General features: G+C 68.0%; 4 protein-coding genes. 1 reads left to right on the forward strand and 3 read right to left on the reverse strand.

Features of this window, described 5'->3' with window-relative positions:
- Nucleotides 1-268, forward strand: a 268-nt coding sequence (locus VFU06_05400) for a hypothetical protein (GenBank protein ID HEU5208830.1), incomplete at its 5' end; no start/stop codon positions are given.
- Here the strand turns inward: VFU06_05400 and VFU06_05405 are convergent.
- The 3 genes from VFU06_05405 to VFU06_05415 all read right to left on the reverse strand — a co-directional run.
- A complete protein-coding gene (locus tag VFU06_05405; protein ID HEU5208831.1) occupies nucleotides 269-1,327 on the reverse strand; it encodes a glycosyltransferase family 4 protein in 1,059 nt (352 codons plus the stop codon).
- Nucleotides 1,328-1,336: 9 nt separating this feature from the next.
- Complete coding sequence (locus VFU06_05410) at nucleotides 1,337-2,101, reverse strand: creatininase family protein (protein HEU5208832.1); 765 nt, start codon at nucleotides 2,099-2,101, stop codon at nucleotides 1,337-1,339.
- Between the two features lie 343 nt (nucleotides 2,102-2,444).
- On the reverse strand, nucleotides 2,445-3,389 hold a 945-nt coding region (locus tag VFU06_05415), incomplete at its 5' end, for a hypothetical protein (GenBank protein HEU5208833.1).

Raw genomic sequence — 3,389 nt, forward strand, 5'->3', positions numbered from 1 at the left:
TCGCGCGGGTGACGTGCTGCTCATCGCGAAGTCGGGTGCGGAGCGGCCGATCGAGGAGAGGTTCTATTTCTCCAGCGTGTACCGCTCCTGGCACGGCAGTGCGACCGAGCAGGACAGCAGGATCTCCCTGTTGCTCGCCCACCCCGCGCGCAGCGGGGAGGAGTTGCGGACGCTGGTTCGCGAGATCGTCGGCGAAGACGTGATGCAGGAGGACGTCACGCCGCTGATCCTCGGACTGCTGCAGGCGGGCGGCGCGGCGCAGCAATAGTCAGCCGACGCGTTGCAGCAGCACCTGCTCGTACGCTTCGATCATCCGATTCACATCGAAGCGTTGTCGGGCGCTCTCCAGTGCAGCAGCCGACATGCGCTCTCGCGTGCCCTGGTCCTGCAGCAGCGTAATCACCGCCTCGCCGAGCCTGGCTGCATCGCCGGGCGGGACCAGCGTGCCCGTCAGTCCGTCGTCTACGGCTTCGATCGGACCGTCGACCGTGGTGGACACGACAGGCAGGCCTGCGGCCATTGCTTCCACGATTGCGTTCGGGAATCCCTCGTGGTGGGTCGGCAGCACGAGCAGGTCGAGCGCCTTCATGAGCGCCGGCGCATCACGCCGGAAGCCGAGCCAGTGGACGCGGGGGGAATCAGCCAGTGCGGTGCGGAGCACGTGCTCGTGCTCGCCCGCACCCGCGATCAGCAGGTGCGCGTTGGGCACCGCCTGCGCGATCCGTGGCCACGCGACACCAAGCTCCTCGATTCCCTTTTCTCGATGCAGCCGCGCAACAAAGCCGACGGCGAGTGCGCCCACGGGCAGGTCGAGGCGTGCCGGCGACGTGTCGTGCATGTGCTGCAGGTCGGTGCCGTTCGGGATCACGATCGGCGCGGGAGCGGCGGGAACGGCGTCGCGCAGCTCGCGCGCGATGGCACGCGACACGCCGACCCACTGCACCTGCTCGAAGAGCCGGCGGCGCCGCTCATCGAGCGTGACGCCCGTCAGACCACGCCGTGCGACGATCGGGATGCCGAGGCGAAGCGCGGGCGGCACGGCGAAATCGATGTCGTTCTCGCGCGCGACGAAGGCGAGGAGCACATCGGGCCGGCGACGCAGGAGCGCCTGCCACGACCAGAGCCATGCGAGTCGCGGTGCGTCACGCCCGATCAGCACCGGCGCTACGTCGAAGCCGAGCTCCCGCGCGCGCAGACGCAGATGCGACCTCGGATGAGCGAGCAGGAAGACGTCATGACCGCGGTCGCGCAGTCCCTGCGCAATCGTGAGGGCCATCGTGGTTCCGCCGCCAGCCCCTTTGCGCGGCTTGGAGATCGCGATTCTCACGCAGCGCGATCACCCGTACAGGTCATCCACGTCCGCATCCGCGAGATCGCAGAGAAAGCCGGCGATGCGTTCGGTGACAGCGGCGAAGAACACTTCCCCTTTTGCCGCCGTCGCCGCCTGCGGATTGCCGATTCCCGTATCCGCGGAGGCCGACGTCCATGCCCGGGGCGCCCAGGCCCACCCCTCACGCAGCGCCCCGATGCGGAAGCGCCGCTCCGCCCCGGGTCCCGCCTCCTCCAGGGGCAGTACCAGGTCCGGCGCCAGGTGCATGATCATGCTGGTCTCCATCTCCCCTGCATGATCCCCCGGCTCATCGAAGTGCTGTGAGAGATCGGCCGCAGCGTACCAGTTCACGACGCAGAGGAACGGGTCCACGTCGGGCTGAAGCTCGCGGACGATTGCCTTGAAGTCGTTGCCGCCGTGCCCGTTCAGGATGACCAGCTTGCGGATGCCATGCGGCTCGACAGAGGCGACGATGTCGGCGAGCACCGCGCCCTGCGTGCTCGGGTTCATGTTGATGCAGAGCGGGATGTCGATCTGCCCGGTCTGCACACCGAACGGAATGGTCGGCAATACGATGACGCGCGCGCCGGCTTCCCACGCGATCCGCCCGGCTTCCGCGGCGACGCGCTCCGTCTCGATCACGTCGGTGCCGTACGGCAGGTGGTGATTGTGCGCCTCCGTGGCGCCCCAGGGCAGCACAGCGACGTCGAAGGTGGCGTCGCGGACGGAGTGCCAGTTGGTCTCGGCGAGGATCCAGGGGCGTGGGGGCACGGCGGCTCCTTTGTTCGTTCGAGTGCAGTGACAAGATAGAACATGGCCGGCGGAATGACGAAAGGGCCCCGGCTGAATGCCGGGGCCCTCGTTACGTCCCGGGCGCCAGAGGATCCGCTGCCTCTCAGTCGCGCCGTCAACTCGACACATCGCAAGGTGGGTGCGCGAGAACTCCGACTTTCCGGCGCCAGGCGCCGTTTGTCTGCGAACGCTTCGTCGCTGATCGAAGCGCTTTCGAGAAAACGGCATCTGGGGCCGGAAACCCTGCATCTTTGTCCGAAGTGGGGGCGACATGTCGGGTTGACGGCGCGCGTGCGCATCCGAAGTGGCAGTCAGTGACGAACTATGGGCGGAGCACCAACGGCTCACCGATGTCGTCGCCGCCGCCGGACAGCGCCGCACCGTCCCGGCGCCGATTTGGACCGAACGAGTACACGCGGAGCGCAATGCTGTCGGCGCTGCGCTCCGTGGCGACCCAGTATGCGGTGCCCCACGGGTCGATCATGTGTTCACGGCGTGCGATTGCACCATCATCATCCGGGCATGCGGCCGCGCGCAGCGCAGTGAGTCCTTCCGCATCGATGTAACCTTCATCCACTGCGGTAAAGACGCGCTTGTGGACGCTGCCCGCGCCCGCGAGTCGACCGGTCGCGGCCTGACCGTACGCCAGTTCGTTGGCGATCGCGGCGGCTTCCGCCTCGGCGCAGACGAGTTGCGCAGGTGTTGCTGCGCCGCGCCCGCTCCAGGCGGCGAGCCCGAGTGCAACGGCCGCGCCGGCCATGGCGGCCGTGGCGGCATCGCGCGGGGCAGGTGCGTAGGTCAGCAGGAACAGGCCGCCGGCGAGCGTCTCGACCCACTCCCCCGTGAACGAAAGCGGATACGTCACGAGGAGCGTGATCGCCAGGGCGAACCACGGGACAGCGGCAATGCGCGGTGACGTTGCCCCGATACGCCCCAGCAGCTCGCGGCCGCTCCGGCTCAGCGACAGGAGCGGCAGCAGGATGCCGAAGCCGGCCAGGGCGAGGATCAGCACCGTCTTCGGCTGGCCGAAGATGTCGGCGAAATTGTGGAGCGTCAGCTCCTGCTGGTAATTGTGCTCCAGGAACGGAGCAGGCGGTGTGAGTCCGATCAGGCGCTGCCCCCAGCTGAACTCCTCACCCGCGACAAAGATGCAGAAGAGACCAACGAGAGCGTCGAAAGTGCGACGGTGACGAACGGCACGGCGCAGCGCGAACACGCCGGCAACGGCGAACAGCGGCACCGTCCACCACTCGATGAACCGGTCCTC

The organism is Longimicrobiales bacterium (assembly GCA_035764935.1).
Taxonomy (GTDB): domain Bacteria; phylum Gemmatimonadota; class Gemmatimonadetes; order Longimicrobiales; family RSA9; genus DASTYK01.